Source organism: Bacillus sp. FJAT-42315 (assembly GCF_002797375.1).
Taxonomy (GTDB): Bacteria; Bacillota; Bacilli; order Bacillales; family Domibacillaceae; genus Bacillus_CE.
Genome location: NZ_KZ454941.1, coordinates 525876 through 552596 on the forward strand (window position 1 = coordinate 525876; position 26721 = coordinate 552596).

The 26721-nt window shown below is 38.3% G+C and carries 25 protein-coding genes; 14 read left to right on the forward strand and 11 right to left on the reverse strand.

Annotated features, from left to right (window positions below):
- Window positions 1-8: 8 nt before the first annotated feature.
- Complete coding sequence (locus CEF22_RS02380; RefSeq protein ID WP_100401601.1) at window positions 9-497, reverse strand: zinc ribbon domain-containing protein; 489 nt, start codon at window positions 495-497, stop codon at window positions 9-11.
- Between the two features lie 145 nt (window positions 498-642).
- Between CEF22_RS02380 and CEF22_RS02385 the strand changes: the two genes are divergently transcribed.
- The 7 genes from CEF22_RS02385 (at window position 643) to CEF22_RS02415 (ending at window position 9434) form a co-directional block, all read left to right on the forward strand.
- A complete protein-coding gene (locus CEF22_RS02385) occupies window positions 643-2022 on the forward strand; it encodes a zinc ribbon domain-containing protein (protein ID WP_100401602.1) in 1380 nt (459 codons plus the stop codon).
- Window positions 2023-2063: 41 nt separating this feature from the next.
- Complete coding sequence (gene nagZ / locus CEF22_RS02390) at window positions 2064-3347, forward strand: beta-N-acetylhexosaminidase (protein ID WP_232726041.1); 1284 nt, start codon at window positions 2064-2066, stop codon at window positions 3345-3347.
- Window positions 3348-3540: 193 nt separating this feature from the next.
- Window positions 3541-4062, forward strand: coding sequence for a VanZ family protein (locus CEF22_RS02395; protein WP_232726042.1), 522 nt, complete (start codon window positions 3541-3543; stop codon window positions 4060-4062).
- Between the two features lie 108 nt (window positions 4063-4170).
- On the forward strand, window positions 4171-4383 hold the full coding sequence (locus CEF22_RS02400; RefSeq protein WP_100401603.1) for a hypothetical protein: 213 nt from the start codon (window positions 4171-4173) through the stop codon (window positions 4381-4383).
- Window positions 4384-4711: 328 nt separating this feature from the next.
- A complete protein-coding gene (locus CEF22_RS02405) occupies window positions 4712-5674 on the forward strand; it encodes an S-layer homology domain-containing protein (protein ID WP_100401604.1) in 963 nt (320 codons plus the stop codon).
- Window positions 5675-5818: 144 nt separating this feature from the next.
- Complete coding sequence (locus tag CEF22_RS02410; protein WP_100401605.1) at window positions 5819-6286, forward strand: hypothetical protein; 468 nt, start codon at window positions 5819-5821, stop codon at window positions 6284-6286.
- 112 nt (window positions 6287-6398) lie between these two features.
- Entirely contained in the window at window positions 6399-9434 is a 3036-nt protein-coding gene (locus tag CEF22_RS02415; RefSeq protein ID WP_100401606.1) for a hybrid sensor histidine kinase/response regulator, read from the forward strand.
- A gap of 66 nt (window positions 9435-9500) precedes the next feature.
- Here the strand turns inward: CEF22_RS02415 and CEF22_RS02420 are convergent, their stop codons facing one another.
- The gene (locus tag CEF22_RS02420) at window positions 9501-10646 is read right to left on the reverse strand and encodes a response regulator (RefSeq protein ID WP_100401607.1); all 1146 of its coding nucleotides are present in this window, start codon (window positions 10644-10646) and stop codon (window positions 9501-9503) included.
- Between the two features lie 576 nt (window positions 10647-11222).
- Complete coding sequence (locus tag CEF22_RS02425; RefSeq protein ID WP_100401608.1) at window positions 11223-11549, reverse strand: helix-turn-helix domain-containing protein; 327 nt, start codon at window positions 11547-11549, stop codon at window positions 11223-11225.
- 392 nt (window positions 11550-11941) lie between these two features.
- Between CEF22_RS02425 and CEF22_RS02430 the strand changes: the two genes are divergently transcribed.
- The gene (locus CEF22_RS02430; RefSeq protein WP_095480267.1) at window positions 11942-12073 is read left to right on the forward strand and encodes an anti-repressor SinI family protein; all 132 of its coding nucleotides are present in this window, start codon (window positions 11942-11944) and stop codon (window positions 12071-12073) included.
- Window positions 12074-12161: 88 nt separating this feature from the next.
- Here CEF22_RS02430 and CEF22_RS02435 read toward each other — a convergent pair whose 3' ends face one another.
- Window positions 12162-12488, reverse strand: a complete 327-nt coding sequence (locus CEF22_RS02435) for a helix-turn-helix domain-containing protein (protein ID WP_100401609.1) — start codon at window positions 12486-12488, stop codon at window positions 12162-12164.
- 140 nt (window positions 12489-12628) lie between these two features.
- Window positions 12629-13906: an AAA family ATPase gene (locus CEF22_RS02440; RefSeq protein WP_100401610.1), complete on the reverse strand. Its 1278-nt coding sequence runs from the start codon at window positions 13904-13906 to the stop codon at window positions 12629-12631.
- Window positions 13907-14164: 258 nt separating this feature from the next.
- On the opposite strand from CEF22_RS02440, the gene CEF22_RS02445 reads away from it, so the two are divergent.
- The 3 genes from CEF22_RS02445 (at window position 14165) to CEF22_RS02455 (ending at window position 17490) form a co-directional block, all read left to right on the forward strand.
- A complete protein-coding gene (locus CEF22_RS02445) occupies window positions 14165-15616 on the forward strand; it encodes an O-antigen ligase family protein (protein ID WP_100401611.1) in 1452 nt (483 codons plus the stop codon).
- Window positions 15617-15699: 83 nt separating this feature from the next.
- Complete coding sequence (locus CEF22_RS02450; RefSeq protein WP_232726043.1) at window positions 15700-16623, forward strand: alpha/beta hydrolase; 924 nt, start codon at window positions 15700-15702, stop codon at window positions 16621-16623.
- 48 nt (window positions 16624-16671) lie between these two features.
- Entirely contained in the window at window positions 16672-17490 is an 819-nt protein-coding gene (locus tag CEF22_RS02455) for a YihY/virulence factor BrkB family protein (protein ID WP_232726044.1), read from the forward strand.
- A gap of 19 nt (window positions 17491-17509) precedes the next feature.
- Here the strand turns inward: CEF22_RS02455 and CEF22_RS02460 are convergent, their stop codons facing one another.
- A complete protein-coding gene (locus CEF22_RS02460) occupies window positions 17510-18493 on the reverse strand; it encodes an S-layer homology domain-containing protein (RefSeq protein ID WP_198508010.1) in 984 nt (327 codons plus the stop codon).
- A 264-nt stretch (window positions 18494-18757) separates the two neighbouring features.
- Entirely contained in the window at window positions 18758-19234 is a 477-nt protein-coding gene (locus tag CEF22_RS02465) for a competence protein ComK (RefSeq protein WP_232726167.1), read from the reverse strand.
- A gap of 380 nt (window positions 19235-19614) precedes the next feature.
- On the opposite strand from CEF22_RS02465, the gene CEF22_RS02470 reads away from it, so the two are divergent.
- Complete coding sequence (locus tag CEF22_RS02470; RefSeq protein WP_100401615.1) at window positions 19615-20958, forward strand: APC family permease; 1344 nt, start codon at window positions 19615-19617, stop codon at window positions 20956-20958.
- 15 nt (window positions 20959-20973) lie between these two features.
- Window positions 20974-22605: an amidohydrolase gene (locus CEF22_RS02475; RefSeq protein WP_332849158.1), complete on the forward strand. Its 1632-nt coding sequence runs from the start codon at window positions 20974-20976 to the stop codon at window positions 22603-22605.
- Between the two features lie 99 nt (window positions 22606-22704).
- Here the strand turns inward: CEF22_RS02475 and CEF22_RS02480 are convergent, their stop codons facing one another.
- The 3 genes from CEF22_RS02480 to CEF22_RS02490 are packed head-to-tail and all read right to left on the reverse strand — an operon-like array spanning window position 22705 to window position 24737.
- On the reverse strand, window positions 22705-23607 hold the full coding sequence (locus CEF22_RS02480) for an ATP-binding cassette domain-containing protein (RefSeq protein WP_100401616.1): 903 nt from the start codon (window positions 23605-23607) through the stop codon (window positions 22705-22707).
- A 2-nt stretch (window positions 23608-23609) separates the two neighbouring features.
- Window positions 23610-23996: a GntR family transcriptional regulator gene (locus tag CEF22_RS02485; RefSeq protein ID WP_100401617.1), complete on the reverse strand. Its 387-nt coding sequence runs from the start codon at window positions 23994-23996 to the stop codon at window positions 23610-23612.
- 15 nt (window positions 23997-24011) lie between these two features.
- Window positions 24012-24737 carry a hypothetical protein gene (locus tag CEF22_RS02490; RefSeq protein WP_100401618.1) on the reverse strand — a complete coding sequence of 242 codons (726 nt, stop codon included), beginning with the start codon at window positions 24735-24737 and terminating at the stop codon, window positions 24012-24014.
- Window positions 24738-24997: 260 nt separating this feature from the next.
- On the opposite strand from CEF22_RS02490, the gene CEF22_RS02495 reads away from it, so the two are divergent.
- Window positions 24998-26368, forward strand: a complete 1371-nt coding sequence (locus CEF22_RS02495) for an aspartate kinase (RefSeq protein ID WP_100401619.1) — start codon at window positions 24998-25000, stop codon at window positions 26366-26368.
- Window positions 26369-26421: 53 nt separating this feature from the next.
- Here CEF22_RS02495 and CEF22_RS02500 read toward each other — a convergent pair whose 3' ends face one another.
- Window positions 26422-26706, reverse strand: a complete 285-nt coding sequence (locus CEF22_RS02500; RefSeq protein WP_100401620.1) for a late competence development ComFB family protein — start codon at window positions 26704-26706, stop codon at window positions 26422-26424.
- Window positions 26707-26721 lie beyond the last annotated feature (15 nt).

The following is a 26721-nucleotide window of genomic DNA, read 5'->3' on the forward strand; positions in this document are numbered from 1 at the left end:
CTAAAGTGTTATACCCTCTGTGTGCCGCAACACGGACAGAATTTAGAGGAAATAGGGATTTGCTCTTCGCAGATAGTACAATCAACAGTTTCGATATTATCTACAGGTTTCTCTTGTTCTACTTTTGTTCCGCAACTTCCACAAAATTTATCTTCAGAAGTTATCGGATTCTGACAGTTTGGACAGGCATTCTGTTGAACAGATGCTTTATTTATTTCTGTAATAGCTTGTTGAGCTTGATAAATCTTCAAGTCGACAATGGATAAGGCAGCTACTTTTGTTGACCAATTTTCATTTGATAATTCTTTCATACGTATTTTCTTGTACACTTCTTCTCCTAATTGGATAAGAAGTTCGTTGCGTTCTAGGTTTGATTCTTGGATCAGCTTCTTTAATTGACTAACCTCCTGAACAATTTGAATCTTTTGTTTACCGAATTGGAGGCCATCTTGAATCTTATTCAATCCGCCACCTAGCTTTGTTTGCAAATCACTCACTATTTATCACTCCTATCAATCTTTATACTTATAAATTTACCATAATATTTAAAAATAATGTGCTGTTTTATCCACTATTTTGTATAATATTATTAAAGATGGAACTAAAGTTATCATTTAACTTAAATGGAAAGAGGGGAAGAGTGTGCGGCATTGTCAAAACTGTGGAGAAGCCCTGGAGTCTAGTCAATCATTTTGTACCAGTTGTGGACAAACAGTACAACAGGTTACAGAGGAACTAGTTCAGAAAAAGTCGTTATCTAAGTTGCAAAAAGGATTGATTATTGGAAGTGTACTATTCGTCATTATAGGGATTGTTGGATGGAAAACTGCAGAGGCAATAAACAGCCCATTCAAAGTGGTTAAACAGTTTGAAAAAGCTGTAAAGAGTGGGGATAAAGAGACACTAGCCAGTTTGCTAAACTCTGGTCAAGATGAGATGCCAGTAAATGAAGCGGCTGCTAGCAGATTGATTGATTATTTTAAAGAAGATCCTTCTATGTTAGGAGAAACCAAAGAAGCTTTAAGGATGCAGGCTAAGCAACTTGAAGATGGGATGAGCGTCAAGCAAAAAGAGAATATGTTATCAGTTGTAGAATCAGGGAGGAAGTGGTTGTTCCTACCCTCTTATGGATTAGATTTCCAGAAGGTCTACTTCAAAGTGTCCATTAATCAGCCTAGTGCAAAGTTAGTGATTGATGGTGAGGACCAAGGAAAGGTTGAAGAGAATAAAATACAAACATTAGGACCTTTTCTTCCTATCCCACATGAATTACAAGCATCTTATAAAAGTACATATACAGTTGTTGATGACAGTAAAATAATTCATCCACAAGATGAAGCTAGTAACAAAATTGATGTTGAGTTCGACCTAAGTGGCGCAGAAATTTATTTAACATCGAATTATGATCAGGCTACAGTCTTTATCAATGGAAAAAGCACGAATAAAACGGTAGCAGATATAGATACACTAGGGCCCGTTCCGGTAGATGGTTCGATGAAGATTCATGCAGAAGTTAAAGAAGATGGGCAATTATTGAAAAGTGAGCCGATTGTCATTACAGAAGCATACAAGGATGATGAAGTTGAATTGTGGGTTGATGATACAGTAATTCAGGAAGCAAAGGAAAGAGCAGCAGAAGAGGAGGCAGAAAGAGCAGCGAATCGTGTCTCTGAAGAAGCAGAGATTAGAGATGTTATATATAACCATTATTCAGGGATTTCAAGTGGAGATTATGGGTATGCTTATGATTTCTTTAGCTCAGGTCGAAAAGGAAAAATGAGTTTGAGTAAATGGTCTGAAGGGTTTGATAAAAATATCGGAAACACTGTTAATTATGCAACAGTAGAGGAACTTAACGGTGATAAGGCAGTGGCTTCCTTTGAGATGGTCTCCCATGATTATCAAGCTGATGGAAGTACACTAGTTCAAACATGGGGAGGAAAATGGTATTTAGTGAAAGAGTCTACTGGATGGAAGTTGTCCAAATCAGAAATTAAAAAACTGAATGCCAAAATTGAATAATGGATAATAAAAAATATCAATTACTTTCATGGGGAGTTGTATTGTTCCTTTTCACAGTTATCGTGATGTTGTTGATGGTGAACAAAGCGCAAAAGCCCGAAGAAAAGCCGGCACCTGCCAAAGAAGTGATGTCTGAAGTTGAGGAAAAAGAAATAGAAAAAGAAATAGAAAAGCCCGCTATTAAACCTAATTTATTAAAGGAAATTGAACAAGAGAAAGATTTAGATAAGAAAGCAAAAAAAATAGTAAATACTATGACTTTAGAGGAGAAAGTTGGACAAGTCTTAATGATTGGGTTTCACGGAACAAAAGTCAGTAGTGAAGTGGAAGCAATGATCCTGAATAAGCATATAGGTGGAATCATTTATTTTGATCGTAATATGACTGCACCGAAACAAGTGGCGGAACTGTCCAACTCATTGCAGTCTCTAGTAGCCGATTCAACTTTTCAACTGCCATTGATGACGGCTGTAGATCAGGAAGGTGGAGATATTGTCCGAATGAGGAAAGAGGTATCGCCGCTCCCTTCACAGCAAAAGCTTGGTCAAACAGCAATGGCAAATGAAATATATGAAATTGCGAAGTTAAATGGAAAAGAATTAAATTCAATGGGGATTAATATCAATTTTTCACCTGTTCTTGATTTATCAGCGAATGATACACGGTCATTCGGAGTAGACAAGAACAAAGCATATGAATTTGGATCGAGTGTCGTACAGGGATTAAACGCATCTGGTGTGACAGGAGCACTTAAGCATTTTCCTGGACATGGACGAAGCAATGTAGATCCTCATGTAGAGACTTCATCAGTGCAAGCTGATCAGTTAGATCTTGAAAACTCAGATATTTATCCATTTAAACAAATGATTCAACAAAAAGATGATAACAACTTTTTTGTCATGGTAACTCACGTGAAGTATCCTGCTTATGACAAAGAAAAGCCTGCTAGCTTATCACCTGTTATTATTAATGATTTACTTCGAAAAAAATTGGGTTATCAAGGGCTCGTTGTAACGGATGATTTAGAGATGGGAGCAGTGAATAAGTATTATTCTTATAAAGATATGGGAAAAGAAGCTATACAAGCAGGAGCTGACCTGCTACTTGTATGTCATGAATATTCTCATCAATTAGAAGTCTATAATGGACTAGTTGAAGCTGTACAAAAAGAAGAAATCTCTGAAGAGCGGATAAACGAAGCAGCACAGAGAATCGTTTTGCATAAACTAATGAATATAAAAGAAACACAAGTTGACCCTGAACAAGCGTCTTCTATCGTTAAACATCAAGAACATATTCAATATATTCAGTCTGTTGTGAAGTGAATCGTTAGGGTATCTATAACCTGGTAGTAGTAGGCATTCATATTTCTTAATCTGATATTTTTCTTTATGATCAAGCCCCTTTTGTAGAAGATGTGGTAATGAGCAAAGTCCATATCTTCTGCATTAGGGCTTTTTTGCATGCGTTAAATCTGCTGATCTGTTAAGATATAGAAAAAACTTGAAGGAGCTCACTTTGAAGAACATTTTGAGATTCGGTCTGTTGTTGGTTGTAGCAGGATTGATTTTTCGTTTTTCTTCACAAACATATGATCAGCAGTCGCTGATTCCCTTTATGAGAAGGGCGTTACCGCGTGAACCTTTCGCTGATTTGCTGGGACGCTTAGAGCTTTCTTATGCTGGGACGGTTATTTCAGTGGAGTCCATTGGTTATTACTACTTTATCGAGTTTTTTATTCGCAAGTTTGCTCATTTGTTTTTGTTTGGGTGCTTGGCAGCTACTTTATTTGGGATACTAGTTGCTTGGCGACCGAATGAAGTGTGGAAGTCGATTGTTTGGGCGTTTATCGGCACAGGCCTATATGCCGCTGCTGATGAGTTTCACCAAATGCTAACGGGTGGACGAAGCCCGCGCGTGACAGACGTGTTGCTTGATTTGACTGGTGGATTGATCGCGTTGCTTATAGTTGTGCCTTTTTATTTGTGGAAGCGACGTGAAGGGAAGGTAGAAGTCATGAAACTAGATGATTTTTTGTGAAAAAGTTCTTTATAATGAACAAAAAGTTCTTTATAAAGTGTTTGGTTTGTTGTAAAATGACGATATAGACAGAGGTGAACATGTTTAACTTTTGAGGGGGCTTTTGTCATGGTCACAGAAAAAGAAGTGCCTATTGCGTCTCATTTTCAACAACGATTTGATCGCATTGAATTAGATCGGCTGTTATTCAATAAGGGCGATTCAAAGAACTATAAAGAACTAGCCGATCGTGCTTGGAAAGTATTAGAGAAAGAGCTAATGTCAAATGACCCTTCCATTCGAATAGCAGCGGCAGAAGGAATTTTAAGAGTATTGAAATAGAAAAGCGGAAGGGGCCGTTCAGCGACGTATGGACTGGAGCGGTCCGCACGAGATAAAGGAAACACGATGAACGTTAGTGAATCGATGTTGACTTATCGCAAGGAGGAACGTGGAAGTCCACTAGTCGTTGGCGCCTGCAGCTGGACAAAAGAAAAGCGGAGCCGACTGTCCTAGAACGATCCGATTAGCTAGTCAATGGAAACCTCCATCATTTATATGGTGGAGGTTTTTTTATGTGTGGCACGGCATGTAATTTGTAAATTTTTTTACAAATTACATGCCTCTATGTGGAATTGTTTGATATAATTGGAATTAAGGAGGGGTAATAATGAAAAAATACATAGCCGTTCTTTTTTCGATGATGTTGTTTTTTAGTAGTGCTTTGATGGCTTCGGCAGCGTTTAAAGATGTGAGTAACAGACATTGGGCGTTTGATGAGATTACGTATTTAACAGAAAATAAAGTGATTAATGGCTATACGGATGGAACATTTCGCCCACAAGAGCAGCTAACTCGTGTGCAAGCGATAATTTTGATAGCAAAAGCATTGAAGCTCGATTTGTCTAATCGACCGAATCCAGGGTTTAAAGATATGCCGCCTTCGCACGGAAGCTATAAATATGTAGCGGCTGTGATGGATGAAGGACTCTTCCCTAAAAAAAGTAATTATTTAGATCCGTATAAACCGATGACGAGAGATTATATGGCTAATATGCTAGCTGAGGGGTTTGATTTAAAAGCATCTGGCAAGAATCCTTTTAAAGATATACCATCTAAGCATTGGGCTTATGAGCCTATTATTGCACTAGCAAGCAATAATATTACGCTTGGGTATACGGATGGAACATTTCGTCCAAACACTGCTGTTACGAGAGCACAGTTTGCTACTTTCCTAGCAAAAGCGAGAGACAATCAATTTAAAACATTTACTTACTCTAGTCAGATGCTAGTGTATAAGATTCAGCTGCCGAATTATATGAAAGATAAGATCACGATTAAAGATAAAAAGGTAAAAGATTACGTGTATGCGACAGAAATTTATTATAAGGATACAACGAATCAAAAGAAGGAGTTATTTGTAGGATCAATTCGTAAAATTCATAAATCTAAAATGGCGGAATATCAAGGCGCACCTTATGATCCTTTGAAAATTAAAGGGGATTATCATTATTTTTATCAAGGGCCAAATGAAAGCCCCTATATCATGAACGGACAATTAAATTCACCTGAAGCTAAAGAATTTAGTAAAATCTATTTTAAAATTTTTCATATGTCTAAAGGGATTCAATAATTAATCATAAGCCGGCACCTCTGTTAAAGGGGGCTGGCTTTTTTTTGCATTTCATTCGCCATACATATCGCTTTCTTATATGAATAAGATTTACTAACGAACGTTTTAATACAGTGGAAATCTGCCCCCAAGGGAGATGATGTGTTGCGGAGAGGGTTTCGACGTCATCAGTGGAGTGGACGATTATTGGTCGTCTTTGTTTTGGTCGTAGTGGTGTGGGGCGTGATTGGTACGCTAAGGGTATCGCCTAGTGAACAGGCGGAGCAAGTAGTCCGTGCGTTTTACGAGTTCGAACAGGAAGGGCGGTTTTCAGAGTCGTGGGGGCTGTTTCATCCGTTGATGAAGGAGCGGTTTCCTAAAGGAGATTACATTCAAGAACGTGCTCATGTATTTATGAGTCATTTTGGGGTAGAGACATTTTCTTTTTCTCTTGGAAAAGTGAAGAAGGTCGAGAATTGGAAAGACACGGAGAACTCTTCGCCGCTTAAAACGGTGTATCAAGTCCCGGTGACGCAAGCGTATCAAGGGAAGTTTGGGAATTTTGCTTTGCATCAAGAAGTGTTTGTTACAGAGCATAAGGGGAAATGGCTGATTTTATGGGATTATGAGTAGATGGAGTAAGCTGTCTCGATCAAGGAGTCAGCTTTTTTATTTCTGTTAAAAACAAACATTCATGTTAAAATAGAGGGAAATACTAGGTGTGGATAAGGGATGAAAAAATACATTGTTTAATTTCCAATACGTGAAAATAAAGAAATTATTATTTGTTTTTATCATCTTGCTTATGTTAACAGGGATTCGGATGATATGGATTGCTTATCAAATGGGGCCAGATCAACCTACAGCTCATCAAGGAGTGTTAGATCTTCGAAATTACGAGTTATCTGAGAATCAAACGATTGTTTTGGATGGGGAATGGGAGTTCTTTTCTGACACGTTGTGGACGCCTCAGTTAGAGGAACCATCACAGGATCGAAGGATGCTAGTGTCAGTTCCTAAAAAAGGACATGAAGATGTACCTTATCCATTCGGTACGTATCGGTTGAAAATCTTACTCCCATCAGATATAGAACGAGTATATGGGATTCGAGTGCAATCATCTGAGATGGTGTCAAAGTTGTTTATTAATGGTCGTCAAATAGTAGACACAGGCCAAGCAACGCATCAAGGGCAAGTATTACCTTATACTGCTTTATTCTCAGCCGATCAAGAGGCTATTGACATCGTGTTACAAGTATCCAATTTTCAAAGTCTTAGCACAGTGGGCATTGAAAAATCTATAAAATTTGGTTTTGCTGACTCTGTTATCAACGAGCAAAAATTCGATGAAGCATTGCAAGTGATTGTTGCGGTTGTGTTAGTCCTACATGGTTTTGGTACTGTTTATATTTACTTTTTCTTTAAAAGCAAAAAAGATGTATCTTATTTTACCGCTGTCCTGTTTTGTATGACATTAGCTACATTAGTTGAAGATAGTAAAGTTTTGCTTCAATGGTTACCGCTGAACTACGAATGGTTTATGAGATTAATTAAATTAAGTTATTTAGGTGTAGCCTTTTTTTTACTGCAATTTGTAAAAGAATTTTTATCAGTTGATAAAAAGGATAAAGTCGTGAAGGGAACGGCAATTTTTTATGGGGTTTATGCATTATTGGTGTTAATAATGCCCCCACAGTCTAATATGTTAGTTCTGATCTTTCTGAGCTTTCTTGTATTGTATATCGTAATTTTCGTATCTTTGCTCGTCTTCTCACCAGGTTTTCATGAGAAGGGGGAAGGGCCTTGGCTGGTATTTTCTTCACTATGTATGCTCTCAAGTGCAACGTGGGGGTTAATCAAGACATACGTTTGGCCAACTCTGCCCTATTATCCATTTGATATTATTCTTTCCTTTTTCGGTGTAGCTGCTTTCTGGTTTAAGTGTTTCTTTATGACGACAACTCGGGTAGAGGAATTGGTCGCTGAATTGAAGAAAGCGGATAAGGCAAAGGATGATTTTCTAGCGAATAGTTCTCATGAATTAAGAAACCCTTTGAATGCAATTATCAATATTGCTCAAACAGTATTAGACAGCGATAAAGCTTCATTAGGTCAAGAAAATAAAAAAAATCTAGAATTATTGATCACAGTTGGCCGGCGGATGTCCTTTATGCTCAATGATCTTCTTGATGTGACTCGTTTAAAAGAGAATGGCATGCGTATACAGCCTAAAAGTGTGAAGGTGCAAGCGGTGACAGTTGGCGTAATTGATATGTTAAAGTTTTTAATGGAAGGAAAGCCAATTCAAATGGTATCTGATATACCTGATTCGTTTCCCCCTGTGTGGGCAGATAAAGACCGACTTGTTCAAATTCTTTTTAATTTATTGCATAATGCAGTTAAATATACAAATGAAGGAACGATTGTGGTTCAAGCTCGCATGGAGAACGAGATGGCTGTTATTCATGTGAAGGATTCAGGAATTGGCATCGATGAAGAGATGCAAAAGAAAGTATTTGACCCTTACGAACGAGGAGATTTGAATTCTCTAGATATCGGAGGGGGACTAGGGCTTGGTCTGAGCATTTGTCAGCAATTAGTAGCTTTACATGGAGGTACTATCGCTGTTCATTCTGTTCCTCATCAAGGGTCGGACTTCTATTTTACGTTACCACTTGCCGAGAATTCAATTGAAGAGCAGGTCAAGGAAGAAGGGATAGGCGAGCTTTGTTTAGCTGATGAGCGCAAGGGTGATCGTGTTAGCTCCAGCAACATCCAACCGATCACTGGAGAAAAGGCACGGATATTAGCTGTAGATGATGATCCGATCAATTTGAAAGTGTTAAGTAGTGTTTTATCATCTAGACAATATGAGGTTGTGACGGCAATGAGCGGGAAAGAAGCGTTGTCATTATTAGATCAGCTAGAATATGATTTAGTTATTACTGACGTGATGATGCCAAATATGTCTGGGTATGAATTAACAGAAAACATTCGGAAACGCTACTCCATTTTAGAATTACCGATCTTATTATTAACAGCAAGAAGTCAGCCAGAAGATGTGGCGACCGGCTTTGCAGCAGGAGCGAATGACTACGTAATGAAGCCACTGAACGCTTTGGAGTTAAAAGCACGGACGCAAGCCCTCATTGATTTTAAATTAGCTATCGGTGATCGGTTACGCATGGAGGCGGCCTTGCTTCAAGCGCAAATTCAACCGCATTTTTTATTTAATGCATTAAACACAATTGCGTCATTAAGTACGCTAGACACCTCTCGAATGGTGTCGCTACTCGAACACTTCGGTCAGTATTTACGAGCTAGTTTTGATCTGAAAAATTTACAAAAGTTTGTGCCATTGGAGAATGAGCTACAGTTGTTGCGCTCATACCTTTATATTGAAAAGGAGCGATTTGGTAATCGGTTGCAAGTTCATTGGGAGGTTGACGAACAGTTAAAAGTGGAGATTCCTCCCTTATCCATTCAACCACTCGTCGAAAATGCAGTTAAGCATGGTGTGTTGCAAAGAGCACGAGGTGGAACGGTTTGGATTAAAATTGTTGACTATGTAGCTTATACTGAAATAAGTATAAAAGACGATGGAGTTGGAATGAGTGAGAAGAGAGTAGAGCAAGTGCTTAGCGGACAAAATGATTCATCAAGAGGGATCGGCTTATTTAATACGAATAGGCGGCTACAGCAACTTTATGGGGAAGGATTACAAATCCGTAGCGTTGTAAATGAGGGAACAGAGGTCTGCTTCACGATTCCTAGAAAATGAATGAAAAAGATAAGCTAATCCGCTACATAGAGCAGTGATTAGCTTATCTTTTCTATTTGCCTTCGTTCATGCTAAGGTTTTCTTTTGTTCTTTTTTAAAGTCGAGGTACCATTCAGTAATGTAAGAGCTCGGCTGTGTGTTCAATTCAGCTTGTAAAAAAGTAGCCAATGTCTCATAGTGTTGATTAACGAGTAAGTGATGACCGTTAGCATCGTATAGCTTCATTAAATGGAAGTAGGCAACCTCTTCTTCAGGATATTTACGTACAATCTGTGAAAAGTACAATACAGCTTTATCGAACTGTTGATGCTCCTCATGCCAGTGAGCAAGCTTATAGATCGTCAAGAGCCACCATTGCTTATATTTTTCACGCTTGCTTTCTGCCCACCAATAATCATATTCTTGTAAAAAATCACCATTATACAAGGTGAGTAAATCAGTATAATAGTTGATTGTTTCCTCTTGTAATGGTGGAGCAGCTTGATATCGTGTTTCCCACTCTTCCACATCTAAAGTAACATTAATTAATGTGAGTATGTATCCATCTGAAGTGTTCTTTAGCTGAAAATGCTCTCCGAAATCTTTTAGTTTTTTTCTTACATAATAAACCGCTGTATAAAGTTGATTGTACACTTTTTCTTCATCATGTTCAGGCCAAAGAGTATCTACAAGTATAGACTTGTGGATAAGTTGATTCCGATGCTGCAATAAATATAAAAAGAGCTCTTCTGCTTTTTTCGTACGCCAAGAGATTGTAAGGAAAGAACGATCTTTCGATTGAATAGATACGGTCTGAAACATGTTCATGTAAATAAAGCCGTCGTCATCAACTTTGCTATTGTTTGTTTCAACGGGTACTTGTTTTTGTATTCGGTTCATCGTCTTTGTTAATCGTTCGATCGACACAGGTTTAACAATATAATCAAGTGCATTGATTTCAAATGCTTGTACCGCATACTCTTCATAAGCTGTACAAAAGATAATCGTTAAATTTGGCTTTTTTGCGATTAGCATTTCAGCCAGTTCAATCCCGTTGATCTCTGGTAAATTAATGTCTAAGAAAACAACATCTACATCCTCGTGTACAATTGCTTCTTTTGCTAGGAGAGGGTTATCAAATTTTTTAATCGTTTTGAAGCTACCAACTTTCCTCAACAGGCTTTCTAAATAGTCCAGTGCCAAGCTTTCATCGTCTACAAGAATAATATTCATGAATCCTCCTGCTATTGATATATATAAGTTAATATCAACCATTTATAGTTCATTATACTAATGATTTTTTAAAAAAACATGAATCGAAATGTTGAAAATTTGTTGAGATTTATAGTGTATATTGTTTATATAACCATTTAAAAATTTGGATGTGCTATTCGTTATGCATATTACTTTTCTAGATTGGATAAAATGTACTAAATGGATTTCGTGTATATTGCCGTATTCCTAAAAAGAAGTGCTGAATTGTTAGTGGAAAATAGATATATATATGTTAAAAAGACTAAAATCATGTAGGTCTTTTTTATTTTTAAAGACTTTTATCTTCCATTTAAACTATGACAATAGTATTAATTTAAGAAGATTCCACTTTTTTAAACTGTTTTTAAGAAATATTCTGTAAAATAAGGATCTATAATAGGGATATAGGGGTAGAGGTAGATTAGGATCTTGATGATGTTAGAGGCTAAGAAGATCGGCCTTTTTATGGATGAAATAAAGCAGTGTACAGATCAGTATAAACATTAAAGAATGATGACATAAAAATAAGCGAGGAGAGCCCTCGCTAGTTGCGGTTTAATCAGAGGTGTTTCTTCTTTGGTGTTTTCGAGACTGCATGAATTGCTGGAATTCTAGCAGATCTGCTTTTCTAACTTTCTTGTGGGGTGTTTCTTTTAATAATGGTTCATGTCCGTCCTCTTTTGGTGATGATGGTTCAATTAATTCATTGGTTGTGACGTCTAAAGCTGTAGCGATTTTTGACAGTACGGATAAGGAGGGATTCGTATTTGTTTGCCTTTCTAAGTTAGATAAATAAGATTTAGAAATTTGGGCTTCTTTTGCCAGCTTAGTGAGGGAATAACCTTTTTGCTCTCTTAATTGTTTGATGCGAACTCCGATCATCTATTATTGCTCCCTTCAGCTCCTTTTTGTTCATTATAACGCACTAAAGGTCGAAATGTATGTTTTTTTTATAAAATTTTTTATTTTTTGTTCATTATAAAGGATTATTAGTTAGTATTTCCTATTATTTAAATAAGAAGTATATGTTATGCTAATTATGAAATGTTTACCTTTTAAGTGCTTAAAGAGTAAACGATCGTCTAATAAAGTTTGAGGAAAAATGATTGGTTATATAAATCTGAAAAAATAGAATATTAAAATTTTTCAGGTGTTGATGGAGTATCGAGAAGCATGAAAATCGCAAACTTATGGAGTCATACGGATGAAAAGCTACCAGTCTAAGTGAAATCTGTTAGGAGGGCTAAGCCCCCTAGAATTAGGAGGATTTTTTCATGGGAAATGTTCGATTCATTGACCAAGAGTGGATTGATTTAATGTTAGAAGCCAAAAAATTAGGATTGACACTTGAAGAAGTGAAGCAGTTTATAGAAGAGGAAAAGTTTAGTTTGCAACAGGCCAAATAAGTTTGCTTTTATTTAAGAAATTCCATGCGAACGATGGGGAAACTGTTCGCATGGAAGATCATCTTATTTCAATCAGTAAGGCAGTGTATTATTTATGTGCTTTTTGCCATTTTTGAAACTCTAAAAATTGTTTAAATTGCTCTTTGCTAATGCCCGAGTCCATCGCTTCTTTCGCTAATGCTAGCCATTCTGAATCAACGACTTCAATCGAATTGTTGTCATCGTTTATTAGCTTCTCTACACTAACGTCTAATACGGTAGAGATTTTGCTTAAAAATTGAATGGATGGATTTAGTTGGATTTCGCGCTCGACAGAAGAGATATAGGATTTAGCTACTCCCGCGCGGTTGGCTAATTCCGTTAATGATAGCCCTCGTTCCATCCGTAATGCTCGAATACGCTTACCGATAGCCATATATATCACCCTTACCGCTTACTTATAAAAGTAAATACTTGTACTTTATTTTATCACAACACGACAAGAAACTACAAAAAAAACTAGTGACGGTGAGAAAATTTCTTTTGTTGCTTTATCGCTTTAAAGAGATGTGGGGCTTATCGACCGAAGCCCATCGTTGGCTTGTGGGGATCGATATCCCAGTCTTGGCGCCATGTTTTTTTGTTATTCGTTAGTAAGTCCTTGCTAATTTTATCGATGTCGATTTTTTCTTCGTAATGCCATTGCAAGGCGATCGACATATATAGTTCGTTCAGCTGAGCGATAGAGAGACCAGCTGTGTTTTTTACTAGTCGTTCCATTTCTGCTTCAGACATGAATTGATCGATCTTTCTTTTTCTTAAATATTGGCTACGTGCTTGTTCATTTGGTAGTTTAATTTCATAGGCGCGATCAAAGCGGCCGGCACGGTTAATCAACGCCGGATCAATTTTCTCCGGGTAGTTCGTCGTCCCAATTAAGAAGATTCCTTCTTTTGAAACCGCACCATCTAACGTATTCAAAAAGACGGAGCGAGATTCTTCAGGCATGGAATCAATGTCTTCAATGACAAGAATCATTGGGGCCATTTTCGTAATCGTAGAGAATACTTCTTTAATCGAATAGCTCGTCGTGTATTCGGTAATTTGCCAGTAAACGACAGGTGCAGAGGTGCTGCCAGCAATCGACTTCACAAGAGTTGTTTTTCCGTTTCCGGGTGCTCCGTAAAGCAATACCCCTCGTTTGTATGGAATATTATATTTTTTAAAGAAGCTGCCACTGTTCAGAAAGAACTCATCAATGGAGCGAAAGATTTCCGTTTTCATTTCCTCTTCTAGCAGGACATCTTCGCGGCTCACTTGATGAGTGATTTTCTCGTGGAGCTTTTCGACGCCATCTTCTGTATCAGTAAAAATGTTGATGTAGCCTTTCATAAATTCTTTTTGTTGTTTATATAGATAATCAATAAATGTAAGTAAGCGCTCGTCACTTTCAGCAAAAATAAAATCCTCTTCATAATCCTCATGGCTTTGGTAAATAGGAAGCTTCGCTAGTGCTACCTCGTATGCAGGGAAATACAAAATTGAGTTGTTAAGAGATGGTTGAATCATATGCTTATTTTCACCTGTTATGGTAGAGTATTGAATATTCTTCGTTTCTAAGCAATCAAAGACATGGGCAAGAATTTGGATATCGTCAGGTTGACGGATCATTAGTTGCTCTACAATTTCCCAAAGATCATCCTCTCCCTTATGTGAATACATATGAAAGTTGTGTCCGGCTTTATCTAACAATAATGTTTTTATTTCATGAATGTTAATGGCATAATCGTAATAATGAGGCATCGTCTCTTTTGACACTTTATCAAATGGAATTAATGTTTGAGGTGTTTTCATAAATAACGTCCTTTCGTCTATCGTAGTACTATAAGAAAATTTAACCATATTATAACATTATTTTCATTAGTAAAAAGAAGCATTGTTTTTTCTCTACTTAGGTGGAGAGAAGAACCTTATTGAAAAATTGACGCGGCTTTTAACATATTTTATACTTGGAAGATAACTGTGAATTTTTATCCCGTTATGTTTTGGAGGGACTTAATTATTATGCTATAATTCTTCTAGTTTATAGTACCTAAAGGAAGGTTTAGTTGAATGGCAGATTTTTTCAGAAATAATATTTTATTTGTTTTCTCTGTTTGTTTAATGTTTACTAGTTTGTTGCTTCAACAATCATTAATTGGTTTGGCTGTATCTGCGATGCTTGCCTTAGTTGCTTTCATCCGGCCTAAAGTAGGTCTTTCGTTATTACTCATCTATTTTCCTCTTCGTTCGTTTATTATAGAAGTGAATCCTGCAATGAAGATTGCTGGCGATATTATAGTTTTAGCAGCGTTGTTTCACGTTGTTTGGTTAGGTCGAAAAGATGTGAAGTCTTTATTTCAATTTGCTATCTATGAATGGGCTTTCTTTTTGTTTCTTGCACTTGGTTCGATTTCGGCGCTTTTTTCAGATGTTAGTATACCCGCCATTATTTTTCAACTTAGAGCATTTATGATCACGTATTTCTTATACTATATCGTAAAGCGTTTAGATATTGATAAAGAGGATGTTAAGAAGTTCTTTTGGATCACGATTGTGGTTGCAACTGTCGTTGTGGTTCAAGGTCTTGTAGAAAAGATGTCAGGTAGAACATTACTAATGCCTGATACTTGGGTCAATACGGTGTTATCTCCTACAAACCGCCCTCGCATTTATGGCTTGGTCAATAACCCGAATCGATTAGCGGTGTATTTATCTTTTGCGATCATAGCAGTGTTATATCTTTATGACCGTGTGTCTAAAGGCAAAAAAATATCCCTCGCTGTCTTATCGGTATTCTTTGCTGGTACCGCGCTATTAACATATTCAAGAGGAACGGCGATTGCTTTTTTCATCGGGCTAGTGATTTATTGGCTGTTGACACGTTATACGAAAACGGTCATTCGGATCGCGGCTATGGTGGCGATCAGTTTCGTCGTCGTTTTATATCCGGTGAATCAAATCACTCAATGGGTAGCCAATTCAAACTTTGATTTGGGACCGGAGACTCCAGGAACTAATACTGAAGTGCCAAAAGAGGGAGTTGATCAAAGCGAGCGTTTTAAAGAAACGTTTGATCAAAATACAGTTGAATTAAGTAAAACCTCTGGAAGATTATTTATTGTGACAAAAGGATTGGAGATTTTCCGTGATCACTTAATTATTGGTACAGGCTTTGCCACATTTGGTGACTCAGCGACGAAGTCATACCTTTCACCGATTTATGAAAAATATGAAATACCTTCCCATATCTATGCGGATAATCAATACATTCAAGTAATGGCGCAAACGGGTATATTAGGTGTCATTACATTTGCTGTATTTTTACTAGGAATGTTAGGCGCACTGTGGAAAAATCGTCATGTTAATAAAGAAGGTTCTTTCTTGATGATTTCTATCTTACTCGGCATTTTTGCCCTCGGTACGTTGTATAATATATGGGAAGATAAAACATTTACTACTTATTATTTTATGATGTTAGCCTATGTGTTACATCATCAGCGAGACGTTCGCTATAAATATTGATCGCTAGGCACCTCCAGGAAACTTGTTGGAGGTGCTTTCTTTCTAAGATGGCGTTTTGAAATTTGGAGAAAGGGAGTGGGATTTTGGAAAAGGAACATTGGTTAACGATGTCAGATGGACATGAAGTGTTTTTGACGGAGTGGATGAATGATGAAGTGAAGCCTAAAGCGGTGTTGCAAATTGCTCATGGTATGACGGAGCATAGTAAGCGGTATCGTGAGCTAGCTGAACATTTAGTATCGATGGGGTTTGTCGTCTATGGCAATGACCATCGAGGGCATGGACGAACAGGGGAGAAAAATGGCTTACTCGGCTTTTTCGCTGAGGAAAATGGGTTTGAGCGGGTCGTGGATGATTTAAAAGAGATTAATGATGAGATTCATTGTACACATCCTGACCTTCCCATATTTATAATGGGGCATAGCATGGGCTCTTTTTTAGTTCGTCGCTATTTACAGCGCTTTTCTGGAACGGTCAATGGTGTGATTATTTCCGGAACGGGAAGTGATCGTGGACTGTTAGGAAAGATGGGAAGAATGTTAGCTAAAGCTGAAATGAAAATACGTGGAAAAAGAACGAAAAGTCCGTTATTAGATAAGTTATCATTTGGAGATTTTAATAAAAAGTTCACAGATGTGCAAACTAAGTTTGATTGGCTTTCTAGAGATCGTGAGCAAGTGCAAATATATGTGGCTGATCCTTATTGTGGGTTCATTCCGACCTCGGGGTTCTTTTATGATTTATTCACCGGTTTAGAGACAATTCATCAGCCGGGCGAAGTGAGCCGCATGGAAAAAGACATACCTTTTTTCTTCATTAGCGGCGACCAAGACCCCGTTGGTGAGTACTCTAAAGGAGTTCTTCGTGTAATCGATCAATATAAGCAGCAAGGGTTCACTACTATTGATTACAAGCTATATAAAGAAGGTCGACACGAAATGATCAACGAAACCAATCGTCAACAAGTGATTGAAGACATTGCGAATTGGCTTCAAGAGCGGTTGTAGGGGAGGGCTGTAAGAGAAAGGTAGTGGGAGGTCATGAGGCTAGTTCGAGTGGTAGTACGCCGTTTTTTTGCAGAGCGTTTTTTTGATCAGGCGGCGCAAACAGCTTATTATTTGTTGGTGTCTGTCGTTCCTTTTTTGATTTTTATGTTGTCTTTAATGAGTTTTTTTCCGATCAAGGAGGGCGATATCTTAGGGTTTCTTGAACCTTACGCACCAGGGAACTCATACAGCTTGATTAAGGAAAACGTTCAAGCGATTGTGGCAGGAGGCCAAGGACAGACGATGTCGATTAGTTTTCTTTCTACATTTTGGTTATCTTCGATGGCGATTCAATCACTCGTTCGTTCGTTGAACGACGCCTATAGTATTCAGCGGCGCCTCTCTTTTTTCACCGGGTTGTTTCGAGATTTAGGAGTGACCTTAATCTTTATGTTTCTTGTTCCAGTCTCCTTTATGATCCCTCTTCTAGAGCGCTTGCTTCATTTATTAATTTCTACGGAAGTAATCGGCACGATTGAAGTGCTGACACCGTATTTTAAAATTTGGACGGTAGTGAAATGGGGATTGGGTACGCTGTTTTTGTTTCTCTTTTTTCTCTTATTTTATAAAATTTTGCCGAATGGTAAACAGGCGCTTCGATATGTTATTCCAGGCGCCTTATTCGCTGCTATTTGCTGGCAGGTAGCATCTGTCATGTTTGGAGAATATGCCAGTTCTGTTAACTACACGCGCATTTATGGTCAGTTAGCTGGGATCATTATTTTAATGCTGTGGTTTTATTTATCCTCTGTAGTGTTATTGCTTGGAGGCTTGATCAATGCGGAGTATGAAAAAATGAATAAAATAAAAGCGTGGCCCCGATCATGATCAGGACTACGCTTTTATTTTATTGATAGTAGTACCACTTATGCTCGAATTCAAGCTCTGCTGTGTCATTAAAGTTGATGCGATTTTTCACTTCGCTAGGAGAGAAGTAGAAAGCTGTTGCTTTTTTCTGTTTTGGTGCTAATGTTATATTTTGATATTTGCGCAATGACGTCGATTGAGCGACGAGTGTGTTATTGATGTAAAGTGTATATTTTCCTTGAATATCGAATACTTCATTGTTCGTATTGTTGAAAAGCACAACGTTCATTTTCAAGCGTCCGTCCGACTGTAATTGTGTGCCTGTAACGGTAACTTGAACGCCTGAACGGAATTGTTCATTCAGCGTGCGAGCGATAAAAACAGCAAATTCTGTACGGTTCGTCGCTTTGCTTGGAAGAAAGTTACCTTTGTTATCCCCGTTAGCTATTCCGTTGAATGCTACCGCTTGAACATATTTATAGTACCAAGTGTTGCTTTTCACATCTTTGAAATTAGTAGGCGAAGAATAGCTTAAACCGAAGCTTTCTGTTAAGATTTTCGCCATTTGAGCTCTTGTTAATTTATCGTTCGGTTTGAAATAAGTCGCTTTGCTGAAAATACCGTATTTAGTTAATACAGCAATGGCATTATAAGCGTAGTGAGATGTTGGAACATCACGGAATCCAGGGTTTGGAGCCGTTTCCTTATCTATCCCTAAAGCTCTTGCTAACATAACGGCTGCTTGCCAACGATTTACAGGATCCTTCACACCGAAATTTCCATTTTTGTAGCCTTGGATAATGCCATGTTTAACAAGAAAATCAATTTCTTGTTTTGCCCAATATGTACTTGGTACATCTCTAAAAGTAGTAGAGTTTGCCGCTTGGTAGGTCATTTGACCATCATTGTAAGTGTACTTTCCGCTTAAACTACCTTCTAGAGTTGCTGCGGATGGAGTAGCTACTGGAATGAAAAGTATAACGGCTAAAAGGGCTATTAATAAAGATTTAAACCTTGCCTTCAATTGTAAACACCTCTCAATTTTCAGAATTGTAATCATAATTACTTTAACAAATAGATGGAAGTTTTATCTACAAAAATTTTCAAAATAGTAATTTTTAACTAGTTTGATAGCGTGATAAGGAATATGAAACTTTCTTTTTTATAAAAAAGCAGTAAATGTTGAATAGGACAGTCAAGAAGGGCTAAAGATAAACATAAAAAAAGCCTCGTTCTATTCAATGAACAAGACTTTCTTTATGAAATAATTAATAACAATGTTCTGGCTTTATGAATCAATCTTGCTACTCTCTTTATTCTTCAACATGTATGTAATACAATTTGTGGCACGGTCTAATTGTTTGTAATAGACATGAGGAGAGCAGTTTAAGGGTAATTTGACGCCATTTTTAAAACAGACCACCATTTTTCCTTTGATTGAAGAATGAGATTGTACATGGCGTGGGAATATCCAGCAGCAGCCGGGTTCTTCAGGTGAAATCGTAGGAAAGGTATAGATTAGTTCTTCATGGCAGATTAACAATGGCGTTTTTTTGTAATAGTTTAATTGCTTACGAGTTGCTTGTAGACGGCCTTCGTAGGTAAATAGACGGTGTAAACATGCTTTGTTTAACAGTTGTTTCGCTGTCTCGTGGGTGTAGTACGTTCCTTTCTCGTCGTAAATAATCGTATGAAAACCCTTTTGACGATGCTCTACAAGCCCCATTGTACTTGTAGAAGGCAGATAACTCTCAACAAAAACCATCAAAAATTCCCCCTCCTTTGTAATCAATACTATAGTAATCATTATATGTAAATTATTCCAATGGATGATATTAAAAATATGTAAATTTTTTTAATGTTTTGTTATTTACTCTGAATTAACGGAAGGAGAACAGAGATGTAGGTGGGGGGGAGGTTCATTGAGTGATCATCCTCAACTAGAAACCATTACCCACCTCGCAGAAAAAATCATGAAAATGCAGAAGGCGCAGATTCCTTACAATATGCAAATATGAATAATTTATGCATTTTGTAATGTTTTTGTAGAGGTTTAACCCTTTATTAATCAGAAAATTCTGAATGGTATAATTTTTGCATTATTTTACCGAAGCGTGTTTTTGATATTCTTAAGGGGGTTGTTATATGTCAGGTTCAAAAGAAATGAATAGGTCGTTAACGCTTGTTCCAGTGGTATTGTTTGGTTTTTCGTTTATGGCGTTAGCAACGGTGTTTAGTACGTATGGTATTGCAGCTGAGATTTCGAACGGAATGGTTCCAGGAGCTTATGTGCTGGCGATGGTCGTCATGATGTTTACCGCTTATAGTTATGGGCAAATGTCAAAGGCTATTCCATCAGCAGGCTCTGCTTATGCATATACGCAAAAATCGATTAACCCTTACGTTGGATTTATGGTTGGTTGGGCGATTTTGATGGATTATTTGTTTATTCCAATGGTCAATTATTTGTTGTTCAGCATTTTTTTCTCGGCGGCTTTTCCAGCAGTTCCGCCGTATGTGTGGGTGTTAGGGATGTTGTCATTAGTTACATTTATCAATGTTAAAGGAGTAAAACTGGCTGCAAAAGCGAATGCTTTCATCACAATTTTTTCTCTTTTATTCATTGTACTGTTTATCGGTTTATCAATTAAAGAAATTCTCAGTGGAACAGGTAGTGGCACACTGTTATCGCTAGAACCGTTCTACAATTCAGAGCAGCCTTTTTCTTTTGTTGTAGCGGGAGCGGCTCTTCTGTGCTTCTCGTTTCTCGGATTTGATTCAGCGACGACGTTTGCAGAGGAGACAGTCAATCCGAGAAAGACCATTCCACGTGCCGTATTTATTATTACGTTAGCTGGAGGGATTGTTTTTGTAAGCGTTTCCTATTTTGCTCACCTTGTGTGGCCAGATTTTAGTACATTCACTAATGCAGACTCGGCTGCTCATGAAATCATTGCTCTTGTTGGAGGAAAGGTATTTACTTCCTTGTTCCTTGCTGTGTATGCTGTAGCCGCGTTTGGTTCAGCAATGTCGTCGCAGGCGAGTGCTTCTCGTGTTCTTTATGCGATGGGACGTGATGGTCAACTACCGAAAAAATTCTTTGGAGCGCTCCACTCCAAATATGAAACGCCAGTCAATAATATTTTAGTCATTAGCGGCTTTTCATTGCTTGCTTTGTTTTTAAGTTTAACGCTTGTTGCTTCATTTATTAACTTTGGAGCGTTTCTTGCATTTACATGCGTAAACATTGCGGTGATTGCTTATTATTTTGTCCGAAAAAAAGAGCGTTCATTGAAGGGGACGATTATGTATTTGATTATTCCGTTGATTGGGGCTGGGCTAGATTTATGGTTGCTCATTAATCTCGATATTCATTCTAAGGTACTAGGTAGCATTTGGTTTGTGATTGGCTTTATTTATATGCTCTTTTTAACGAAAGGATTTAAGCAAAAGCCGCCTGAATTAAAACTATCATTGGATCATTCATAAGGGAGGAGAGGGAACATGATGAAAGCAGATATGATTTTAATTAGTGAGGCTGTTTTTACAGGAATAAGTGATCAGCCAGAGCCATTAGCTGTGGCGATTAAAGGAAATAAAATTATAGAGGTTGGTCCTAAAGAAGAGGTGATAGCCTTCAAAGGAGAGCATACAGAAGTCGTAGATGCTGGGGATCAACTGATTATGCCTGGTTTTCATGATGCACATCTGCATATTATGCTCGGCAGTTTGTTCAGTCATTATAGTGTGTCTTTAGTGGATGCGAAGTGTAAAGAAGAGGCGCTTGCGAAAGTAAAAGCATATGCGGATGAGCATCTAGAAGAAGCATGGATTGTCGGTACTGGCTGGGATCATACCGCTTGGGGAGAAAAGAATTTCCCTACTCGTTATGAATTGGATCAAGTGCTTGCTGATCGTCCAGTTATTCTTCTGCATGCGGAAGGGCATTACGGCTGGGTGAATTCTCTTGCTCTTGAACAAGCAGGGGTTACGAAAGATACAGAGAATCCGGATTACGGAATTATTTATAAAGATGAAGCTGGGGAGCCAACAGGAATTTTAATTGAAACGGCGATTTCTTTAGCGACGGATTATGCCTATGATTTCTCAAAAGAGAGACTACGTGATATGGTGGAGCAATTTTTACAACATGCAGCGAGATTAGGAGTCACTTCTGTGAATGATTTGTATGCCAGCCGGGCTCATGAAAAATTGGAAGCGTATGATGTGTATCAAAAGATTGAGGAAGAAGGCCGTTTGACGGCAAGATTTCATCTTTATCCGCCGCTAAATGGGGACATCGAACAAGCGAAGAAATTACGTGAACAGTATCATTCTGATAAATTGCAGTTGGCTGGATTAAAGCAATTTATTGATGGGGTCGTGACGGGCTATACCGCTTTTATGCTTGATCCTTATGAACAGCGTCCTGAAACGAGAGGGGAGACAGCTTATAGAAAAGAGCAATTGGGACAATGGGTGGAAGAAGCGGACAAGGAGGGGTTTCAAATCCGTTTTCACTCGATTGGCGATGGTGCTGTTCGGCTCGGATTGGATTTATATGAACAGGCACAGCAGAAAAATGGCAAGCGTGATGCCCGCCATGCCCTTGAGCATATTGAAGTGGTTGCGCCTGAAGATATTCCGCGTTTCGAAGAGCTTGGCGTGATGCCTTCTATTCAGCCATTTCATATGGCGTTAATGCCTCGTGAAAGTCACACGACACAAGTGAGTGAGGAAAAACAAGCGTATATTTACCCGAATGCTTCTTTAGTTCGCTCTGGGGCTGATGTGTCATACAGTAGCGATTACCCGATTGTGCCGCTTGAACCGATGCTTGAGATTTATCATGCGGTGACGCGTAAAGATTTTACACTGAAGGACACATGGAATGAGCAGGAAAAAGTAACGATGGCGGAGGCGTTAAAAGCGTATACTATTGCTTCTGCTTATAGCGTTTTTCGTGAACATGAGCTTGGAACAATAGAAAAAGGAAAACTAGCGGACGTTATCGTCTTAGACCGGAACTTATTTGCGGTACCAGAAGACGAAATTCTGGAAACGAAAGTCGAGCTGACATTAGTAGATGGAGAAATTGTTTGGAGTCAGTCGCAAGTAGCTATGGAGAACTGCTGAAGAGAGTGATTGAATAAAAAGATCAGATGGAAAAAGCCAACCTTTGGATATGAATAATTTGGTTGGCTTTTCAAATTTAGTATTTCATGGTGGGCGCTGTTAGATGATGCCAGCATAATGTTGGTTATGGCAATTTTTCAAGTCGAATTCTCCGGATAAAATGGCGGGAAGAATCTCGTCAAGTCCAACGTTAGCTTTGCGGATAATGTGAGTATTACTTTTATTTAGTTCTTGTTCCGTGATGTTTTCCTTGTAGGAAATGACTTCTCGTCCATCACCGCTTGTATGAATGACACATGAAATGGGCTGTTGCAAAGGTTGATCTAACCAGAACCGAGTGAACTTAGAGGCTAAGTCGTCTTTTTCAAACATGCCTAAAAATTCCCCTTGGCGAATCACTAAAAGGTAATCGGCGAATTTACGAATGTCGTGAAGCTGATGGCTCGTGAATAAGATCGTTCTTTCCAAATCTTCATCCATTAACTGCACCATCTCATCAATCACTAATTTTTGTGCCATTAAATCAATAGCTGCCATCGGTTCGTCAAAAATCATTACATCCTGTGGTTGAGCTAAAGTTAAAGCAAGTATTAATTTTTTTTGTACCCCTTGTGATAGCTTATCAAATCGTTTATTAAGTGGGATATTTAATTCACGGACATAACGAGAGAACCGTTCTTCATCAAAGGAAGAAGAAAAATGGGCAATGAGCTTTTTCATTTCCGATCCTTTTAAGCTGCTACAACCAGATGTTGTTTGAGGCTGATAAGCGATTCGCTTTTTCCAACTGTTATCCCCTAACACTCGATTCTGATCAAAAAGTTGGATATGGCCACTGTCTTCTTTTGCTAATCCCATGATCATTTTGAGCAGCGTACTTTTGCCAGCGCCGTTATCACCAATAATGGCGACAGAACTTCCAGCGGGAATGGCGACGTTAACAGGTCCGAGTTCGAATTCTCCAATTTGTTTACATACTTGTTCGAATTTAATCACACTCATGGTTAATCTCTCCTTTTATTGATTATGAGGGTGAACATTTTTTCGATATCCTGCAAGGAATAATCATGCTGCAATCCTACTTCAACAGCCCGTTCAATTGCTTGATGGACGGTTTTTTCTTTTACTTCTTCTTTGATTGCTAGTGCTACATTTGCCACAAAAGTTCCTCTCCCTCGAATCGTTTCAATGAATCCTTTTTGTTCCAAATCATTATAGGCTCTTTTCGTAGTAATCACGCTACATCCCAATTCTTTCGCTAGTACTCTTATGGAAGGTAGAGCGGTTCCAGCTGATAATTGGCCTCCAGAGATCAGAGCCTTTATTTGAGCTTCAATTTGATGATAAATTGGTTCCCGACTGTCTTGGGAGATATGAATTGGTAATGTCATGGTAATTTCTCCCCTTTACAAATAATCTATGGTCTGGACTTTTTTTACGGCGTACTGATACCAGTAAAGATAACTTCCGATTGTTAAAAGTGCTGCACATACTAATGTAACTACTGGGTAATTTTTGATCAGAAAAATGGAGCCTTCGACTAAGCTAGTTTTTACATAAAAATAGTAAGTTATCGTCATTGCTAAGATCGATCCATAGATAATAATTGAAAAGACGATTATTTTTGTCATGGATATTATATCGCCCACGTCACTAGCTGAGAGGAGCGAGCTCATCATTAAACTAATCAGAAGCCAAAAAAATAGGAAAGTGATAGATTCACCTAATGACAGGGTAGAATTCAGTTTCGACGGTAAAACGAGCAATAATCCAATTAAAATCATATTTGTGATGAGCGATTGAAAAGAGTTAGAAAGAAAACGGCTTTTTAGCAACACTTCTTCTGAAATGGGCTGCTCCTGTAAAAAATTGAAAGAACTGCAGCCCCAAAAATCTCCTGACACCCTTATTAATTGGTCTTCTTTTGAGCGGAAGGAATACGGTAGAGAGGTTACAGCCACAATAAAGAGCCAATCGAAAATTATTTTTGTTGCCAAGTTAACAGAGCCATTGGAGAGTGCTGTTAGCAGAAATAAAAAAATGAGGGCAAACATGATGAGTTTGAATAATCCTCTTGTTTTCACGAACTCAAACTTACTCAACCACCAAGCATCACGCCAAACAGAATTCATATTAGTCAACCTCCTAGTGTTAATGTGTATATGTGTTTATATACACATCATAAGTGGTCTTTACAAAAAATGCAACCATTAATTTCCGGCATCTAATTCTTATTACGTTCATGTGCTAAGGAAGCCAAAGTTTTCTTTATTTCTTTCAATTTGGGAAATATCAGATTATTTCTTCTTTTTTTTGTGTATGAGTGGTATAATCTTTCAAATAAATCTTTTTCATCATGAAAGTTAAACAGTGAGCAAGGAGTGGAATTTGGATGAAAGTTTGTAAATTTGGTGGAACGTCTGTAGCGAGTGCTGAGCAGATCAAAAAAGTGGCTGCGATCGTTGGGGAAGATGCAAAGCGTAAAATTGTCGTTGTATCTGCTCCAGGAAAGCGTTTTAGTGATGATATTAAAGTAACGGATTTACTCATTAATTTAGCAGAGGCTTCTCTTTCAACAGGGGAAGCAGAGAAGGAATTACAAGCGGTTGTGGACCGCTATGCTGATATCGCTAAGGAACTCGGTTTAGATGAGCAAATTGTCAAAGTGATTGAAGAAGACCTTCGTGGGCGGGTAACGGTTAATCGCGAGAATCGCGATTTATTCGTTGATCAGCTCAAAGCGAGTGGGGAAGACAACAATGCAAAGTTAATTGCTGCTTATTTTTCAAGCATTGGTATGGAAGCGGAATATGTCAATCCGAAAGAGGCAGGACTAATTGTTAGCGATGAACCAGGTCGGGCTCGTGCCTTACCAGAAGCATATGAAAATTTAAGTAATTTGCGTGATCGTAAAGGGGTTGTTGTATTCCCAGGTTTCTTCGGCTATTCACGTGACGGTGTGATGATGACATTTGCTCGTGGTGGCTCTGACATTACAGGTTCGATTTTAGCCGCTGCGATCGGTGCGGAACTATATGAAAACTTTACAGACGTGGATTCGGTGTTCGCAGCTAACCCGAAAGTGGTGGACAACCCAATTGAAATTAAGCGAATGACGTATCGAGAAATGCGTGAACTTTCTTATGCTGGTTTTTCCGTTTTTCACGATGAAGCATTAATGCCAGCTTTCCAGCGTTCTGTGCCGGTTTGTATTAAAAATACAAATAACCCGTCAGCAGAAGGAACAATGATTGTTGCTGAGCGTGAATATTCGAATAGCCCAGTGAGTGGCATTGCGGCAGATGGTGGATTTTCAACGATTTATGTCAGCAAATACTTAATGAACCGCGAGCTTGGATTCGGTCGTCGCTTATTGCAAATATTAGAAGACGAACATATTTCTTATGAGCATACTCCATCTGGCATTGATGATTTATCTGTCATTGTGCGTAGCCATCAATTAACGCCGGAGAAAGAAGCACGGATTATTTCGAGATGCCGGGAAGAGTTGTTAGTGGATGATGTGTATATTGAACATCATTTTGCGATGGTTGTACTTGTAGGAGAGGGAATGCATAACACACGCGGTCTGACAGCAAGAGCAACAACAGCCATTTCTCGTGTTGGCGCTAATATCGAAATGATTAACCAAGGATCATCGGAAGTCAGTCTTGTATTTGGTATTCAAGAAAAAGATACAGATAATGTTTTAAAAGAACTATACAAAGAATTTTTCAGCACAAGCGCTGTACTAGGTGTTTGACTTAATTAAATATCGACTGTAAAAGAAACCAGTGAGAAAGGAAGGACCTTTCATCACTGGTTTTTATAATTTTGGCAGTGGGGATTGGCAGCTATTTTAGCGCCTGCTCGAGTAATAGTTGTTAAAATGTTGGCGTGTTCTTGCGTGTTGACCATATATTTTGCTGCGACATACGGTTTATGTTTATCATCGACTACATACATTGGTGGAAGATGATTGAGTGAAAGAGCTAATAAATCTGCTAGACAACGATCGCATGTGCAGGTTAACTTTAAGTTGTCTTTATGCTCTATGATGATCGCTTTAACGATATCTTCCATGGCGTTTTTGACGGTCATACAGCGACCTCCATT

What these genes read in the sequence shown, in the direction of transcription:
- CEF22_RS02440 (WP_100401610.1), bottom strand. Translation starts at nt 13,906, where the DNA reads ATGAAAACACCTCAAACATTAATTCCATTTGATAAAGTGTCAAAAGAG.
- CEF22_RS02490 (WP_100401618.1), bottom strand. Translation starts at nt 24,737, where the DNA reads ATGAATTCTGTTTGGCGTGATGCTTGGTGGTTGAGTAAGTTTGAGTTC.
- CEF22_RS02475 (WP_332849158.1), top strand. Translation starts at nt 20,974, where the DNA reads ATGATGAAAGCAGATATGATTTTAATTAGTGAGGCTGTTTTTACAGGA.
- CEF22_RS02445 (WP_100401611.1), top strand. Translation starts at nt 14,165, where the DNA reads ATGGCAGATTTTTTCAGAAATAATATTTTATTTGTTTTCTCTGTTTGT.
- CEF22_RS02435 (WP_100401609.1), bottom strand. Translation starts at nt 12,488, where the DNA reads ATGGCTATCGGTAAGCGTATTCGAGCATTACGGATGGAACGAGGGCTA.
- CEF22_RS02465 (WP_232726167.1), bottom strand. Translation starts at nt 19,234, where the DNA reads ATGGTTTTTGTTGAGAGTTATCTGCCTTCTACAAGTACAATGGGGCTT.
- CEF22_RS02480 (WP_100401616.1), bottom strand. Translation starts at nt 23,607, where the DNA reads ATGAGTGTGATTAAATTCGAACAAGTATGTAAACAAATTGGAGAATTC.
- CEF22_RS02500 (WP_100401620.1), bottom strand. Translation starts at nt 26,706, where the DNA reads ATGACCGTCAAAAACGCCATGGAAGATATCGTTAAAGCGATCATCATA.
- CEF22_RS02400 (WP_100401603.1), top strand. Translation starts at nt 4,171, where the DNA reads ATGGTCACAGAAAAAGAAGTGCCTATTGCGTCTCATTTTCAACAACGA.
- CEF22_RS02425 (WP_100401608.1), bottom strand. Translation starts at nt 11,549, where the DNA reads ATGATCGGAGTTCGCATCAAACAATTAAGAGAGCAAAAAGGTTATTCC.
- CEF22_RS02485 (WP_100401617.1), bottom strand. Translation starts at nt 23,996, where the DNA reads ATGACATTACCAATTCATATCTCCCAAGACAGTCGGGAACCAATTTAT.
- CEF22_RS02405 (WP_100401604.1), top strand. Translation starts at nt 4,712, where the DNA reads ATGAAAAAATACATAGCCGTTCTTTTTTCGATGATGTTGTTTTTTAGT.
- CEF22_RS02430 (WP_095480267.1), top strand. Translation starts at nt 11,942, where the DNA reads ATGGGAAATGTTCGATTCATTGACCAAGAGTGGATTGATTTAATGTTA.
- CEF22_RS02420 (WP_100401607.1), bottom strand. Translation starts at nt 10,646, where the DNA reads ATGAATATTATTCTTGTAGACGATGAAAGCTTGGCACTGGACTATTTA.
- CEF22_RS02495 (WP_100401619.1), top strand. Translation starts at nt 24,998, where the DNA reads ATGAAAGTTTGTAAATTTGGTGGAACGTCTGTAGCGAGTGCTGAGCAG.
- CEF22_RS02470 (WP_100401615.1), top strand. Translation starts at nt 19,615, where the DNA reads ATGTCAGGTTCAAAAGAAATGAATAGGTCGTTAACGCTTGTTCCAGTG.